Genomic DNA, 15,044 nt, shown 5'->3' on the forward strand with positions numbered 1-15,044 from the left:
GCGCGGATCCTCCCCCAGGACGTAGCCGCGAGCGTAGCACCTGTGCGCCGGGTTTCGATGGCCGTGCGCGCCGCCCGCGCATCGCGGGGCCTACTTCTCCACGAAGGCGCGTTCGAACACGTACTGGCCCGGTGTGCCGATCCGAGGCGCGGCGGTGAACCCGCGGCTGTCCAGCAGCGCGCGGAAGTCGGTCAGCATCTGGGGGCTGCCGCAGATCATGGCCCGGTCGCGTTCGGCGTCCAGCGGTTCGATGCCCAGCGTCTGCATCATGGCGCCGCTGGCCATCAGATCCGTGAGGCGACCGTGGTTGGGGAAAGCCTCGCGGCTCACGGCCGGGTAGTACAGCAGCTTCTCGCGGATGGTCTCGCCGAGGAATTCGTGCTGCGGCAGTTCCTTCTCGAAATAGTCGCGGTAGGCCAGATCCTCGGCGTGGCGCACGCCATGGGTCAGGATGACCTTGTCGAAACGTTCGTAGGTTTCCGGGTCCTTGATCACCGACAACCACGGCGCCAGGCCGGTGCCGGTGCCCAGCAGGTACAGGTTGCGGCCGGGGTGCAGGTCGCTGATCAACAGCGTGCCGGTGGGCTTGCGCCCGATCAGCAGGGTGTCGCCGGGCTGGATGTGTTGCAGGCGCGAGGTCAGCGGGCCGTGGGCCACCTTGATGCTGAAGAACTCGAGCTGCTCTTCCCAGTTGGCGCTGGCGATCGAGTAGGCGCGCATCAGCGGCTTGCCGTCGACCTCCAGGCCGATCATCACGAACTGGCCGTTCTCGAAGCGGAAACCGTCGTCGCGGGTGGTGGTGAAGCTGAAGTAGGCGTCCGTCCAGTGACGGACGTCGAGCACCGTCTCGGTGCCGAACGCAGAGGACATGGGGGAAGTCTGGGCTGTCGGTTCAACGCGATATTGTAGCCGACCGGTCCGGTGCGGCTTTGATCGTACTCAATCCGCGCCCGCCGGATCCGGCGTCATGCTCCCGCGTCGATGGAAGCAGAGCTGCTCGACGGCACGCCGCAGGGGACGCGCGGTCAGCAGCAAGTCCATCGGGGCGTCGAACTGCCCGTGGTCGAACGCCCATCGCAACAGGCGCTTGAACGCGAAGCCCGGGACAGGCGGTGCACCGGGAGCGCCCGATGACGCTTCGCCGGCCAGGCGGCCGGCCAGCATGCGTCCGATGGTCGCGCCGTGGCGCAGGCCCGAATGGATGCCGCCAGCGGTCAGCGGCGAGACCATGCCGGCCGCATCGCCGACCAGCACCACGTCGTCCCCTCGCATCGGCCCGACCGGACCACCACAGGGAATCAGGCCGGCGCGGATGCTGTCCGGTGACCGCGTGACCGACAGCCCCATCATCGGCGCGACGTGGCGCAGGAAGCCGGCCATGTCCGGTGCCTGTGTGTTCCCTGGCCGATACCGCCGCGCCAGGCCGGCCTGCACGCCCGTCGGTGTCTGTGCCATCCAGCCAAGATAGCCCGGCGCAAAACGCTTGCTGATGAAGCAGTGCAGCGCGTCCGGTTCGCGCAGGGCCACGCCATCGAACTCGTACTCCACCCCGTGGAGGAACTGCGTCACCCGTCCCAGGCCAAGCCGTTGGGCGACCCGCGACCGCGCGCCATCCGCGCCCACCAGCACGCGTGCGCGACCCACGCCTTCCACCTGCCATCCGGTAGGCGTGCGCACGGCATTGCGGAACGGGCATCCCCGACGCAGCTCGACGCCGCAGGTTTCGGCGTGTTCGCCGAGCCAGCGCATGAGTGCCGGCGTGTCGGTGGTGTGGAAGCGGTATCCGTCCGCACCCAGTCGCACGCTGCGCAGGTTCGGCGCGTACAGGCGGACGTGCGGCACGGCACGCAGCAGCGCCGGCGGCATGCCGGCCAACAAGGGGGCATCGCAGGCCTCCTGCACCAGGATGCCGGTGGTGTGCACGCGTTCGCCCAGATCCTGTTTGCGGTCGATCACGCAGACCGCCAGGCCGTGCCGGGCCAGTTGGTGGGCGCAGGCCAGGCCGGCGAATCCTGCACCCACGACGATCACGTCATAGTGTTTGTCCTGCATGTCCGGGCACGGGCTCCATCGCGGAAGGCGAGGCAGGGTGCGGGCCATGCGGGGAGGGGCGATGAAGTCGCCATGAAGTCGCGGCGACCGATCCGCGGAAACGAAGAAGGCGCCGATGGGCGCCTTCTCTGTGTTACGTCAGCCGTGTCCGCCGCTGCGGGGACCACGCTGCCCACCGCCGCCAGGACGGCCGCCGGGGCCGCGTCCTCCCGCAGGTCGCCCACCCGGTCGCGGGCCGGCATGTTGCGGGCGATTGCCGCCGCCTCCCGGGCGGCCTTGCGGACGCGGACCGCGCGGCTGCTGACCGTAGGGGTTGAAACCGGGGTTGGCGTGATCGGACGGGAAGCTGGGGGCGCTGGCAGGGTGGCCGTAGGGACGCGCCGCGCGCTGCGGCTTGCCCGCGGCGCCCTGCGCGCCACGCGGCCCACGTTCGGCGCCGAAGCCCGCGCGGTCGCTGCCGAAGCGGTCGCCGCCGAAGCCGCCCTGTCCACCGCCTGGCCCCCGCTTGCCTGCACCGCCGCCGGGCTTGCCGCCGGCACCCGGACGCCCCCCCGGCTTGCCGCCGTAGGGCTTCTTCGGGCCGCCGGGGCCGGCGTTGCGATGGCCGGCCGGGCCGGTGTCCACGCCCTCCGGCACGTACCAGCTGCGGAACGCCGCCGGATTGCCCTCGGGCAACGGCTTTGGACCCTTGGGTGTGCGCTGCTTGAACGGACGCTGCGACTGCTTCGCCGCCTGCTCGCCGCTGACGGTCAGGCCGCCGTGCGGCTTCTTGCCGCGACCACCGCGGCCGCGGTCTTCGCGCACATGGTCGAAACGTCGCAGCTCGCGGCCTTCGTCGGCGCTGTTGTGGCCGTTGACGTAGGCGCTGCCGCTGCGGCCACCACCCACGTGCACGGTGCTCTTGGAGGCCTTGCGCTGGCCGATCACCGGTTGCAGCGTCAGCGCGGCGGGCGTGCCGTCCTCCAGGCCCAGGTCCTTGCGCAGCGCTTCGACCTGCGCATCGGGCAGTTCCTGCGACTGGCCGCGCAGCAGCGGCTGCGGCAGGCTGACCTTGCCGTAGCGCACGCGCTTCAGGCGGCTGACCTGGCAGCCCTGCGATTCCCACAGCCGGCGCACTTCGCGGTTGCGGCCTTCCTTGACCACCACGCGGAACCAGTCGTGCGAGTCGGTGCCGCCGATGCGCTCGATCTCGTCGAACTTGGCCGGGCCGTCGTCCAGCGCCACGCCGCGGCGCAGTCGGTCGACCACATTGTCCGGCACGCTTTCCTGGCCTTCCGGGGCGCGCACGCGCACCACGTACTCACGCTCGACTTCGTACGACGGATGCATCATCGCGTTGGCGAGTTCGCCGTCGGTGGTCAGCAGCAGCAGGCCGGTGGTGTTGATGTCCAGGCGGCCGATCGCGATCCAGCGCGCACCTTTGAGGGCAGGCAAGGCTTCGAAGATCGTCGGCCGGCCTTCGGGGTCTTCGCGGGTGGTGACTTCGCCTTCGGGCTTGTTGTAGATCAGCACGCGCGCCGGTTCGGTCAATGCGCTGGCCACGAACGTTTTGCCGTCCAGCTCGATCTTGTCGCCGGCCTTGACCGACATGCCGGTCTGCGCGGTTTCGCCATTGACCTTGACCAGGCCATCGGCGATGCGCTGCTCCAGCGCGCGGCGCGAGCCCAGTCCGGCCTGCGCCAACACCTTGTGCAGCCGCTCTTCCAGGCGTGGGGCTTCGGTCGGGGCGCTTTCGCGCTTCAGGGACAGCTTGCCCAGCGAGGGCTTCTTGGGGGTGTTGCTCATTGTTTCTGCTCCGACGGTGCCCGGTCTTCCTGGTCGGAAGCAGCGGCGTCGTCATCTTGGGGTTGAGGTTCGTCGGTGTCGCCGGCGTCGTCGCCTGCGTCATCCGAGGGGGTGTCTTCGCCGGCATCGTCCGATGCCGCGCTGTCGTGGTGCTGGTCGCCCGTGCCGCCATCGTCGTTCGCGATGGGCATGCCTTCTTCCGGCTTCGTTTCTTCCTGTCCCGCGTCGACGGCATCGCCGCTGGCGATGCTGACCGGCAGCGGGGCGCCGTCCAGCGGAAGCTGCGGTTCCAGTTCGCCGATGTCCTTGAGTTCGGACAGGGGCGGCAGTTCGTCCAGGCGCTTCAGGCCGAAATAGTCCAGAAAGGCCTTGGTGGTGCCGAACAGCGCAGGCTTGCCGGGCACGTCGCGATGGCCGACCACGCGGATCCATTCGCGCTCTTCCAGCGCCTGGATGATGTTGCTGCTGACCGCCACGCCGCGGACCTGTTCGATCTCGCCGCGGGTGATGGGCTGCCGGTAGGCGATCAGGGCCAGCGTTTCCAGGGTGGCGCGGGTGTACTTGGTCTTGCGCTCGGTCCACAGGCGCGCCACCCAGGCGTGCACGTCGGCCTTGACCTGGTAGCGGTAGCCGGAGGCGACTTCGACCAGTTCGACGCCGCGGTCGGCGCAGGCTTCGGTCAGCTGCTGCAGGGCCTGCTCGACACTGCCTTCCGGCGCGGGCTCGTCCTCGGGGAACAGGCCGTGCAGCTGGGCCAGCGTCAGCGGCTGGGTGGCGGCCAGCAGGGCGGCCTCCACGATGCGGTTGATGAGCGATTGATCCATGCGGTCCTGTCGTTCGGAAGTGCGGCGGGCGATGGCCCGGCCGCGGTCACGGGCTGTCGTTGGCGGCGTCGCTGTCGTCGAATTCGCTGGAGAACTGCAGCGGCTCGTTGGTGTTGTTCAGCGCCAGCGACTTGATGTAGATCGGGGCGAGTGGAGCTTCCTGCACGATGTCGAGCAGCTGTTCCTTGGCCAGTTCCAGCATGGCCAGAAAGGTCACCAGCACGCCCAGCTTGCCTTCCTCGGGGGTGAACATGCTTTCGAAGCGGTGGAACTTGCCGTCCTCCAGCCGCGTCAGCACGTCGCCCATGCGCTGGCGCACGCTGAGCGCCTCACGCTTGATGGCGTGGCCGCTGAACAGCTCGGCGCGCTTGAGCACGTCGTGCAGCGCCAGCAGCATTTCCTTCAGTTCCACCGGCGGCGGCAGCCTGACCGCGGCGCGGTCCGGAACGTGTGCGTGCACCGCCGTGGTGTCGCGGTCCTGGCGGGGCAGGGCATCGAGGTCCTCGGCGGCCTGCTTGAAGCGCTCGTACTCCTGCAGCCGGCGTACCAGCTCGGCGCGCGGGTCGCCCTCCTCGCCCTCCTCGGTGACCGGCCGGGGCAGCAGCATGCGCGACTTGATCTCGGCCAGGATGGCCGCCATCAGCAGGTACTCGGCGGCCAGTTCGAACCGCAGTTCCTGCATCACGTTGATGTAGTCCACGTACTGCCGGGTGATCTCGGCGACGGGGATGTCCAGGATGTCCAGGTTCTGCCGGCGGATCAGGTACAGCAGCAGGTCCAGTGGGCCTTCGAACGCATCGAGGATGACTTCCAGCGCGTCCGGCGGGATGTACAGGTCCTGGGGGATCTGCAGTACCGGCTGGCCATGCACCACCGCCAGCGGCATTTCCTGCTGCTGCGGATGGGCGGGCGGGTGTTGTGGGTTCGCGTCGGACGCGAGTTCTGGGCTCATCAAGAAACAGCCATCGTGCGGATCACCAAGCGGGCCTGCGCACGGCAGGACGGCGCGGCACCGGCAATGCACCAACCATCATCATCATGCGTCGCAGGGCGAACGCTTCCCTTACAGCAACCAGCAAAGCACACCGCGGAAGGCGGTGGCGGACAGCGAGAGGTCGTCGGGCGCGGGCGGGTGGGGGCAGCGAATCGAACGTCCCGGTGGTCCCTCGACGGGGCAGGGAGGCCGGCGCTGCCGGGTCTTCCCATGGACGGGCCGCTGCTTCCGGCCGTGCAATGGACGACAGGGTAAGCCCTGACCCGGACCGTGTCCAGCACCCGGCCACCGGTGCGCACGTACAATTCAGGCTTCGCCCCCGGAGTGAAACATGATGTGGTATGCCATTGAAGGCCACGACGCGGCCGATGCCCTGCCCAGGCGGCTGGAAGCCCGCCAGGCGCATCTGGCGCGGCTGACCGCGCTGCGCGACGAGGGGCGCCTGCTGCTGGCCGGACCGTGCCCTGCGATCGATGCCGAGGACCCGGGTCCGGCGGGCTTCAGCGGCAGCATCGTGATTGCCGAGTTCGATTCCCTGGAGGATGCGCGGGCCTGGGCCGAGGCCGATCCCTATGTCGCGGCCGGCGTGTACGCGCGCGTGGACGTGCGGCCGTTCCGCAAGGTGCTGCCATGACCAGGATCGAACGCATCCGCCAAGCGCTGGCGGCATTGCAGCCCGTGACGCTGGAGGTGGTGGACGACAGCCACAAGCACGCCGGGCACGAGGGCGCGCGTGACGGACGAGGGCATTTCACGGTACGGATCGTCAGCCCGGTGTTTGCCGGCAAGGCGCCGCTGGCCCGCCACCGCGCGGTCTACGCGGCCCTGGGCGAGATGATGCAGACCGACATCCATGCGCTGGCCATCGAGGCCAGGACGCCGGACGAGGCGGCCTGACGCCCGTCGCCTTTTCCGGCACTGCGACATGCAGGGGGTGATGAAAACGTTTACATTCGCCCCCTTTCGCATCGCCGGGAGGGCGCCATGACCCGTTACCAACATCCCCTTGCTCCCACGCCCCTGCGGGTCGGCCTGCTGGCCGCGCTGCTCGCCGCCCCTGTCGCGGCCAAGCCGCCGGTCTACGCCACCCCCGCCGAAACGGCCTTCGTCGACGCGCTGATGGCGAAGATGACGGTGGAGGAAAAGCTCGGCCAGCTGAACCAGCCGCCGGGCGTGGGCAACAACACCGGCCCGGCCGCGATGGCCGGCAACGAGGACCAGATCCGCCGGGGCGAGATCGGTTCCTACCTGGGTACCCAGGGCGCCGCGCTGACCTGCCGCCTGCAGAAGATCGCGGTGGAGGAATCCCGGCTGGGCATCCCGCTGCTGTTCGGTTACGACGTGATCCATGGCCACCGGACCGTCTTCCCGGTGCCGCTGGCCGAATCGTCCAGCTTCGATCCGGATGAAGTGCAGCACGCCGCGCGCGTCGCCGCGGTCGAGGCGGCCGCGCACGGCATCCACTGGACCTATGCGCCGATGGTCGACATCGCGCGCGATCCGCGCTGGGGCCGCGTCGTCGAGGGCGCAGGCGAGGATCCTTACCTGGGCTCCGTCCTGGCCGCTGCGCGCGTGCGCGGCTTCCAGGGTGACGACCTGCGCAAGCCGGATGCGGTGCTGGCCACGGCCAAGCACTTCGTGGCCTATGGCGCGGCCGAAGCCGGTCGCGACTACAACGTGGCCGACATCTCCGAGCGCACGCTGCACGAGGTCTACCTGCCGCCGTTCAAGGCCGCCATCGATGCCGGTGCGCAGTCGATCATGGCCTCGTTCAACGAGATCGCCGGAGTGCCGATGCATGCGCACCGGCCGCTGATCCAGGACCTGCTGCGCAAGGAGTGGGGCTGGGACGGCCTGCTGGTCAGCGACTACACCGGCGTGATGGAACTGATGCCGCACGGCGTGGCCGCCGACCGCGAGCAGGCCGGTGCGCTGGGCCTGCGTGCCGGCGTCGATGTCGACATGGTCAGCCAGATCTACGTGAAGGACCTGCCGGCCGCGGTCAAGGCGGGCCGCGTGCCGATGGCGGAAGTCGATGCGTCGGTGCGCCGCGTGCTCAATGCGAAGTACCGGCTGGGCCTGTTCGACGACCCGTACCGTTCCTGCACGCCGGATGGCGCGCGCGAGCGCGCGCTGACGCTGACGCCCGAACACCGCGCCGCTGCGCGCCGCATGGCGCAGAAGTCGATGGTGCTGCTGGAGAACGAAGGTAGCGTGCTGCCGTTGTCCAAGTCCGTGCGCACGCTGGCGGTGATCGGTCCGCTGGCCGACCATCGCCGCGCGATGCTCGGCAACTGGGCGGTGGCGGGGCGCGAGGAAGACGCGATCACGCCGCTGGAAGGCCTGAAGGCCGCGCTCGGCGACAAGACGCGGCTGATCGTCGCCAAGGGCGCCGACATCGACAGTCAGGACACGACAGGTTTCGCCGATGCCGTCGCCGCAGCGAAGCAGGCGGACGCGGTGGTGATGTTCCTTGGCGAACACCCGGACATGAGCGCGGAGGCGAACAACCGCACCTCGCTCGACCTGCCCGGCGTGCAGGAGCAACTGGCGCTGGCCGTGGCCGCGACCGGCAAGCCGGTCGCCCTGGTGCTGCTCAACGGCCGTCCGCTGTCCATTGGCCGACTGAAGGGCAAGGTGCCGGCGATCCTCGAAGCCTGGTTCCCCGGCGTGGAAGGCGGGCCGGCGATCGCCGACGTGCTGTTCGGCGACGTGAATCCGTCGGCCAAGCTGCCGGTGACCTTCCCGCACAACGTCGGCCAGGTGCCCATCTACTACGCGCACAAGAACACCGGCCGCCCACCGCGCGAGGAAGAGAAGTACACCAGCAAGTATCTCGACGTGCCGTGGACGCCGCTGTATGCATTTGGCCATGGTCTGAGCTACACGACGTTCCGCTACGACGCGCCGGTCGTGTCGAAGAAGACGCTGGTGCCGTCTGCTTTGCAGCAGCAGGTCAGCGTGCGCGTCACCAACACCGGCAAGCGGGCCGGCGAGGAAGTCGTGCAGCTGTACGTGCGCGACGATGTGGCCAGTGTCACGCGACCGGTGAAGCAGCTGCGCGGATTCCAGCGGGTCGCGCTGCAGCCCGGCGAGTCGAAGGTCGTCACCTTCACGCTGGGCTTCGATGATCTGGCGATGCTCGATGACCGCATGCAGCGCGTGGTCGAGCCGGGCACCTTCACCGTGTTTGTCGGTGGCAGTTCCGACCGCACGCGCGAGGTCGGATTCGAGGTCGCAGACCGCTGAATCCGAGGCGCTGCAGCACGGGTGAGTATGTTGCGGCGCAAAATACTTGCGGATACCTGGGTTGTCCGCAAGTACATGATCGTAAAGAGTTTTCGGCATTGAATAACGCGGGCTTTACACGTTTCCGTGAAAACGGTTACAGTCCGCGCCACTTGCAGCAGTCATCACCGCGGAGGGGCGGGGAATGGCGCGAACCTCGGTCACCATCAAGGATGTCGCACGTGAGGCACGGGTTTCCGTGGCGACCGTGTCGCGCGCCTTGAACGGACACGAGAACGTGGCCGAGTCCGTGCGCCAGCAGGTCCTGGCCACGGCCGACCGCCTGCGCTACCAGCCGCACGCCGCCGCCCGCAGCCTGAGCAGCCGGCGCACCCAGACCATCGGCGTGGTCCTGCCTGACCTGTATGGCGAATTCTTCTCCGAACTGATCCGCGGCATCGACCAGGTGGCCCGCGCGCGCCGCCAGCACCTGCTCGTATCCAGTTATCACGGTCTTCCGGAAGAACAGGGTGAGGCCCTGCGCGCCATGCGGGGCCGTGTGGACGGCCTGCTGGTGCTGTCCCCGTACACCGACCGGCCCGGCTTCCTGGTGGACAACCTGCCGTCGTCGCTGCCGGTCGTGCTGATCAACACCGATGTGCAGGAAGCGGCGTATCCGACGCTGACCATCGACAACTACAGCGCCGCCGTGGCGATGGTCGAGCACCTGGTGCAGGCCGGTCATCGCCGTGTCGCCTTCATCGGCGGGCCGGAAGGCAATTTCGATGCGCGCGAGCGCCTGCGCGGCTACCGCGATGCGCTCGCCCGCTTTGCGCCGGAGGCGACACCGCGGGAGTTCGCAGGCGACTTCAGCGAAACGGCGGGCTACGAGGCCGGAAAGCGCATCGCGCAGGCGGCGGACCGGCCGCAGGCGGTGTTCGCCGCCAACGACATGATGGCGCTGGGCTGCCTGTACGCCTTCAACGAAGCCGGTGTGCGCGTCCCGCAGGACATCGCCCTTGCCGGCTTCGACGACATTCCGCTGGCGCGCTTCGTTCACCCGACCTTGACCACGATGCGGGTCAGTATCGCGGAGCTGGGCGGGCAGGCGATGAGTCGGCTGCTGGACACGATCGACTCCGACGGCGAGCGCGTGGCGCCGTCGGCGATGCTGGTTCCCGAACTGATCATCAGGGCTTCGAGTGTGGGGGAGAGCCACCACGCAAAAAGTTAGGCACCGTTGGGCCGCTTTTTTTTGGGCGGAGATGTAATCGATTACAAGCGGACACCAAGCCGACAAGCAGTATTTCTATCTTTGGAGGGAGAGCCAATGAAACAGCGCAACCGCACCACGTTCCGACCCAATCGCAAGTTGTTGTCTTGCGCACTGGCCAGCTGCCTGGCCATGGCAGCGCCCCACGTAATGGCGCAGTCCACCTCGGCCACGCTGCGAGGCGCGGTGACCGCCGATTCCACGGTGACCGTCACCAATGTGGATACAGGCCTGACGCGCACGACGAAGGCGACCAACGGCAACTACAACATCGGCGGCCTGCCGCCGGGCACCTACCGCATCGAAGTCACCTCCGGCGGCCAGACCAGCAGCCGTGCCGTCACCTTGGCGGTGGGCCAGACCGCCACGCTGAACCTGCAGGATGCCCCCCCGGTGTCCGCGCCGGCCGGCGACGCGACCACGTTGGACACGGTGCGCGTGACCGCGCCGATGCTGGTGGAGACCAAGACCTCGGAGGTGGCCACCTACGTATCGAACAAGCAGATCGAGTTGCTGCCCCAGAATTCGCGCAACTTCCTTGCTTTCGCCGATATCGTGCCCGGCATGGCGGTTCAGAGTCCGGTGAACGGAGAGGAGACCCAGATTCGTAGTGGTGCACAGGGTGCGAACGCCATCAACGTCTATATCGACGGTGTCGGCCAGAAGAACTATGTAACGCCCGGTGGCGTCACCAGTCAGGATGACAGCGAAGGCAATCCGTTTCCGCAATCGGCGATCGGTGAGTACAAGGTCATCACCTCCAACTACAAGGCCGAGTACGACCAAATCAGCAGCGCCGCGATCACCGCGGTAACGAAGTCCGGTACCAATGAATTCCAGGGTAGCTTCTTCGTTGACCACACATCGGATGGATGGACCAAGTCCACGCCGCAAGAACTGCGCAGCGGCGAAAATGAAGAAAAGGTCGAACAGTACGGCGTCACGTTCGGCGGTCCCATCCTGCGCGACAAGCTGCATTTCTTCGTGTCGTATGAGGCGAAGGATATCGTGCGGCCGGCTCCGATCCTGCCGCCAACGGCGGTACTCAACAACAATGTCGTGCTGCCTCCCGAAATCACGCAGTACTACGGTCCTGCCAGCCGGCCGTTCAATCAGGATGTTTACTTCGGCAAGCTGAGCTTCCAGGCCAGCGACGCGCACCTGTTCGAGCTGATTGCGCGCGTCCGCGAGGAGACGGGTGTGCTCGGCATCGGTGGCGTCAACGTGCCGAGCGCAGGAACGGCGCTCAACAACGACGAGACGCGAGCGGACCTGCGCTGGCAGTACTCATCTCAGAACTGGCTGGCCGATAGTCATCTGACATTCGAGGAGGCGTCCTACAACCCCAGTCCGGTGACGCCGATAAACTCCGCCCGGTACACCATCGTCAATCCAGAAAATCCGAATCAGCGGGATCTTCAGGTCTTGAATCTTGGCGGCGGCCCGAACTTTCAGGATAAGGGCCAGAAGGGCGTCGGCATCCAGAGTGACGTCACATTCTTCGGTTGGGACAACCACACCATCAAGATGGGCGTGAAGTACAAGCAGGTGGATCTGAAGGCATTCCAGCAGTTCCCGCCGTTCCCCCGTTACTGGTATGACGTCAACGAAAGCCTGACTCAGCCATGGCGTATCGAGTTCACCGCGCCCCGCACCGGCCGTGACCCTTTCGTCAGCTCCGAGAACAAACAGTTCGGCATCTATATCCAGGACGACTGGCAGGTCAACGAGAAGCTGACGTTGAACCTGGGCGTCCGTTGGGATTACGAGCAGAATCCGGCATACACCGACAATCGCCTGGATCCCGCGATCGAAGCGGCGCTTCGTGGCTGGACGAACATCCAGAACACGGATTACAACATCGACAACTACATTCCCGGTCCGGGCAAGCGCGACAACTTCAAGGACGCCATCCAGCCGCGCCTCGGCTTCTCTTATGACCTCATGGGCGATCAGCGCCACGTGATCTTCGGCGGAGCCGGACGCGCCTACGATCGCACGCTGTTTGACTATCTGGCGCGGGAGTACTACGCGGGCGCTTTCACCACCTACACCATCAACTTCCCGACCCCGTTCCATCCCTGCTCGGGTACCAACTGCATACCGTTCAATCCGGCCCTGCTGACAGATGCGGGACTGGAGGCCTACCGGGCGGCGAATCCGGTGGCGGGCGGCGAGATTCAGCTGATCAACAACGACTTCAAGACCCCATACTCCGATCAGTTCAGCCTGGGTATGCGCAATGCGGTGACCCTGTGGGGACACGACTGGAACACTGCAGTCACCCTGCAACACATCCGCGCGCGTGACGGCTTCTACGCGCGTCTGGGTAGCCGTCGTCCCGATGGAACGTTCCATCAGTACCAAGCGCAGGGGCAGACTTGGGGCGGATCGCCGTTTATCGCTGTTCCTGGTTACGGCAATCTGATCCTGATGGATAACGGGTTCTCCTTTAACCAGAACTCCTTGCTGTTGTCCGCGGACAAGCCATACACCCAAGCGTCGCCATGGGGCGTCAGCATCGCCTACACCTACATGGATGCTGAAGAAAACCGTCCGAACGCATCGACTGGAGAGACGTATCTTTTCGACTACCCTTACGTGAGGGATGAGTACTACACCTCTACGGGCGTCGCGAAGCACAGGCTCGTCCTGTCCGGGATCTATTCGCCGGGCTGGGATCTGACCTTCAGCGGCAAACTGATCCTGGAAACTCCCAAGCCGCTTTCGTCTGTGAACCGGCTGAATTCGCCAGCCAACGGCACGTGCGCACCGATCACGGGCGCCGCAAACTGCGGCGATCTGAATGCCTACTACGCTCCGGTCACACCAGATGGCACGATTGGCTATAAGCGGTTCGACCTGGCTGTCCAGAAGCGCTGGAGTCCCAGCCAAGACCTTTCGGTCTGGGTGCGTGGCGACTTGATCAACGTCTTCAATTGGGAGAACTGGAGTCAGTTCAACACCAACTGGGGACCCGCAGGCGGCCCTCAGAACCCAACGCTGGGCTCCCGCAGCGGTATCGAAGTGTACGAGCCCATGCGTACCTTCAAGTTGTCCATGGGCTTCGACTGGTAATAATCACCCGCCCTCAGGCGGCGCCCTTGTGCGCCGCCTGACCGGCGGGTTTGTTTCATGCGCTCGTGTAAACGATTACAACGGAACGACGTCTTGAAGAAGATCACCCACGCCCCGCGATCGTCCTGGCTCGCCGGCATCGCGTTGACCCTGTTGATTGCCGGCTGTCAGAAGGCGCCGGAGGAAGCGACGGCGTCTGCCGCCAAACCCGCCGCGCCCACCGTGGCTGCCAAGCCCGAGCCGCCGGCCAAGCCGGAGTTGCCGCCGCTGTTCCGCGACATCGAGCGCCGCACGTTCCAGTTCTTCTGGGATACCACCAACGAAGTGAACGGTATGACGCCGGACCGCTACCCGTCGCGGCCGTTCGCCAGCATCGCGGCCATCGGCTACGCGCTGACCGCGTACCCCATCGGCATCGAGAACGGTTGGGTCAGCCGCACCCAGGCGGTGGATCGCACGCTGACCACGCTGAAGTTCCTGCGCGACCTGCCGCAGGGTCCGCAGAAGGAAGGCAAGGGCGGCCACAAGGGTTTCTACTACCATTTCCTGGACATGAACACCGGACACCGCTTCGACAGCTGGGTCGAACTGTCCAGCGTGGATACCTCGCTGCTGTTGATGGGCGTGCTGTTCGCGCAGTCGTACTACGATCGCGACGACCCGCGCGAGCGGGAGATCCGCTGGATCGCCGACACGATCTACAAGCGCGTGGACTGGTCCTTCCTGCAGAACAACAAGCCGCTGATCTCCATGGGCTGGTTCCCCGAGAGCGGCGTCATACCGCACGATTGGAAGGGCTACAACGAGGCCATGATGGTCTACGTTCTGGCGATGGCCTCGCCGACCCATCCGGTCGGTCCGGAAGCCTGGGAGGTGTGGACGCGCAGCTACAGCGAGCTGTGGGGCGTGTTCCAGGGGCAGGAGTACCTGACCTTCGCCCCGCACTTCGGCCACCAGTACACCCATGTCTGGATCGATTTCCGCGGCATCCAGGACGCCTACATGCGTGAGCGCGGCATGGACTACTTCGAGAACAGCCGCCGCGCCACGTACGCCCAGCGGGCGTATGCGATCGAGAACCCGATGAAGTGGAAGGACTACGGCGAGAACGTCTGGGGCCTCACCGCGTCGGACGGTCCGCAACAGACGTTGCAGGAGTATCGCGGCGAGCAACGCCCGTTCCGCCACTATTCCGCGCGCGGCGCCGGCTTCCGCGAGAACTTCGACGATGGCACCATCGCGCCCACGGCGGCGGTGGCGTCGCTGCCGTTCGCGCCGGAAATCGTCATCCCCGCGACGGAGGAGATGCACCGCCGTTACGGCGACTACCTGTATTCCAGCTACGGCTTTCTGGATTCGTTCAATCCCAGCTTCGACTACGACATTCCGCTGAAGACCGGCCGTATCGTGCCCGGCAAGGGTTGGGTGGCCAGCGACTACATCGGTATCGACCAGGGCCCGATCCTGGCGATGATCGCCAACTACCGCAACGATTTCGTCTGGAGCGTGATGAAGAAGAACCGCTACATCCGCGATGGGTTGAAGAAGGCCGGATTCCAGGGCGGCTGGCTGGACGCCGAGACCGGACCGGCGGTCCAGGCCCCGCAGACGTCGCCTTCGTCACCGGCGGATCTGGACGCGGCCGCGGCGCGCGCACTGGGTACGGCCGAATCGCGCGCAAACCAGGCCTCGCAACCCGAGGCGGCGCGTCCGCAGCAGCCGGAGTAAGCTGCGCGCATGATCGAGCGCGTGCCCGCGTCGTTCTCTCCAGCACGCATCAGGGCGGCCTTCTTGCGAAGGTCGACCCTGG

The 15,044-nt window shown here is 66.6% G+C and carries 11 protein-coding genes; 6 read left to right on the plus strand and 5 right to left on the minus strand.

Going from position 1 to position 15,044, the window contains the following annotated elements:
* Nucleotides 1-90: 90 nt before the first annotated feature.
* The 5 genes from V8246_RS14385 to V8246_RS14405 form a co-directional block, all read right to left on the minus strand.
* Nucleotides 91-870, minus strand: a complete 780-nt coding sequence (locus tag V8246_RS14385) for a ferredoxin--NADP reductase (RefSeq protein ID WP_336189801.1) — start codon at nucleotides 868-870, stop codon at nucleotides 91-93.
* Nucleotides 871-939: 69 nt separating this feature from the next.
* Nucleotides 940-2,052: an NAD(P)/FAD-dependent oxidoreductase gene (locus V8246_RS14390; protein WP_336189802.1), complete on the minus strand. Its 1,113-nt coding sequence runs from the start codon at nucleotides 2,050-2,052 to the stop codon at nucleotides 940-942.
* A 138-nt stretch (nucleotides 2,053-2,190) separates the two neighbouring features.
* Nucleotides 2,191-3,837 (minus strand): pseudouridine synthase, encoded by a 1,647-nt coding sequence (locus V8246_RS14395; protein WP_336189803.1) that lies wholly within the window; start codon nucleotides 3,835-3,837, stop codon nucleotides 2,191-2,193.
* Entirely contained in the window at nucleotides 3,834-4,661 is an 828-nt protein-coding gene (gene scpB / locus V8246_RS14400) for an SMC-Scp complex subunit ScpB (RefSeq protein WP_336189804.1), read from the minus strand. Before scpB ends, V8246_RS14395 begins: the two co-directional genes overlap by 4 nt.
* A 46-nt stretch (nucleotides 4,662-4,707) precedes the next feature.
* Entirely contained in the window at nucleotides 4,708-5,613 is a 906-nt protein-coding gene (locus tag V8246_RS14405) for a ScpA family protein (RefSeq protein ID WP_336189805.1), read from the minus strand.
* Nucleotides 5,614-5,989: 376 nt separating this feature from the next.
* Between V8246_RS14405 and V8246_RS14410 the strand changes: the two genes are divergently transcribed.
* The 6 genes from V8246_RS14410 to V8246_RS14435 all read left to right on the plus strand — a co-directional run bounded on the left by V8246_RS14410 (nucleotide 5,990) and on the right by V8246_RS14435 (nucleotide 14,962).
* Entirely contained in the window at nucleotides 5,990-6,289 is a 300-nt protein-coding gene (locus tag V8246_RS14410; RefSeq protein WP_162110633.1) for a YciI family protein, read from the plus strand.
* Nucleotides 6,286-6,552 carry a BolA family protein gene (locus V8246_RS14415; RefSeq protein WP_185896411.1) on the plus strand — a complete coding sequence of 89 codons (267 nt, stop codon included), beginning with the start codon at nucleotides 6,286-6,288 and terminating at the stop codon, nucleotides 6,550-6,552. Before V8246_RS14410 ends, V8246_RS14415 begins: the two co-directional genes overlap by 4 nt.
* 87 nt (nucleotides 6,553-6,639) lie before the next feature.
* Nucleotides 6,640-8,904, plus strand: a complete 2,265-nt coding sequence (gene bglX / locus V8246_RS14420) for a beta-glucosidase BglX (RefSeq protein ID WP_336189806.1) — start codon at nucleotides 6,640-6,642, stop codon at nucleotides 8,902-8,904.
* A gap of 184 nt (nucleotides 8,905-9,088) precedes the next feature.
* Nucleotides 9,089-10,117 carry a LacI family DNA-binding transcriptional regulator gene (locus V8246_RS14425; RefSeq protein WP_336189807.1) on the plus strand — a complete coding sequence of 343 codons (1,029 nt, stop codon included), beginning with the start codon at nucleotides 9,089-9,091 and terminating at the stop codon, nucleotides 10,115-10,117.
* 96 nt (nucleotides 10,118-10,213) lie between these two features.
* The gene (locus V8246_RS14430; protein ID WP_336189808.1) at nucleotides 10,214-13,234 is read left to right on the plus strand and encodes a TonB-dependent receptor; all 3,021 of its coding nucleotides are present in this window, start codon (nucleotides 10,214-10,216) and stop codon (nucleotides 13,232-13,234) included.
* Between the two features lie 102 nt (nucleotides 13,235-13,336).
* Nucleotides 13,337-14,962 (plus strand): glucoamylase family protein, encoded by a 1,626-nt coding sequence (locus V8246_RS14435; protein WP_336189872.1) that lies wholly within the window; start codon nucleotides 13,337-13,339, stop codon nucleotides 14,960-14,962.
* The last annotated feature ends 82 nt before the right edge of the window (nucleotides 14,963-15,044 follow it).

The sequence above is a fragment of the Pseudoxanthomonas sp. F11 genome (genome assembly GCF_037046485.1).
In the GTDB taxonomy this organism is placed as follows: domain Bacteria; phylum Pseudomonadota; class Gammaproteobacteria; order Xanthomonadales; family Xanthomonadaceae; genus Pseudoxanthomonas_A.

Bases quoted from the DNA above. Each gene is read 5' to 3' on its own strand.
- V8246_RS14405 (WP_336189805.1), bottom strand. From the start codon at position 5,613: ATGAGCCCAGAACTCGCGTCCGACGCGAACCCACAACACCCGCCCGCC.
- V8246_RS14385 (WP_336189801.1), bottom strand. From the start codon at position 870: ATGTCCTCTGCGTTCGGCACCGAGACGGTGCTCGACGTCCGTCACTGG.
- V8246_RS14425 (WP_336189807.1), top strand. From the start codon at position 9,089: ATGGCGCGAACCTCGGTCACCATCAAGGATGTCGCACGTGAGGCACGG.
- V8246_RS14390 (WP_336189802.1), bottom strand. From the start codon at position 2,052: ATGCAGGACAAACACTATGACGTGATCGTCGTGGGTGCAGGATTCGCC.
- bglX (WP_336189806.1), top strand. From the start codon at position 6,640: ATGACCCGTTACCAACATCCCCTTGCTCCCACGCCCCTGCGGGTCGGC.
- V8246_RS14410 (WP_162110633.1), top strand. From the start codon at position 5,990: ATGTGGTATGCCATTGAAGGCCACGACGCGGCCGATGCCCTGCCCAGG.
- V8246_RS14395 (WP_336189803.1), bottom strand. From the start codon at position 3,837: ATGAGCAACACCCCCAAGAAGCCCTCGCTGGGCAAGCTGTCCCTGAAG.
- scpB (WP_336189804.1), bottom strand. From the start codon at position 4,661: ATGGATCAATCGCTCATCAACCGCATCGTGGAGGCCGCCCTGCTGGCC.
- V8246_RS14430 (WP_336189808.1), top strand. From the start codon at position 10,214: ATGAAACAGCGCAACCGCACCACGTTCCGACCCAATCGCAAGTTGTTG.
- V8246_RS14415 (WP_185896411.1), top strand. From the start codon at position 6,286: ATGACCAGGATCGAACGCATCCGCCAAGCGCTGGCGGCATTGCAGCCC.